The following is a 398-nucleotide window of genomic DNA, read 5'->3' on the forward strand; positions in this document are numbered from 1 at the left end:
CGGCCGCGTCAGATGTGCATAAGAGACAGGCGGTGGGGGCGATATGCCGTGGGCGGGGGCGAGCTCGACCACACCGCGGGCGTGCGGACCGAAGGAGACGGCGAGTCGGTTGGGGGCTTGAGCGATCACCTTCACCGGCACGTCCACCGACGGTGTCGCCGTCAGCCAGCGGTCGAACCTCGCGTCGTGCACGGCGACCGCGCGCATACCGGGCGCGGTCCGTTCCGCCGCCTCGATGATGTGCTGGACGATCGTGGTCGCGGGGACCACCGGCCAACGGTCCGCCACATCGGGCCAGTTGGGGCGTTGCGGGAAGAAGCAGTGGTCCATGAGGTAGGGCATGGACTCGGGGGAGACGTGGACCGTGGTCTGCCATTCCCGTGGGGGAGCGGGAGGCG

Annotated in this window: 1 protein-coding gene; it reads right to left on the reverse strand. The window is 70.1% G+C overall.

Annotated features, from left to right (window positions below):
• Window positions 1-398: hotdog family protein (locus ACNFOC_RS55720; RefSeq protein WP_416966488.1), on the reverse strand; the 398-nt coding region annotated here is incomplete at both ends.

This window comes from Streptomyces colwelliae (assembly GCF_048158785.1).
Classification (GTDB): domain Bacteria; phylum Actinomycetota; class Actinomycetes; order Streptomycetales; family Streptomycetaceae; genus Streptomyces.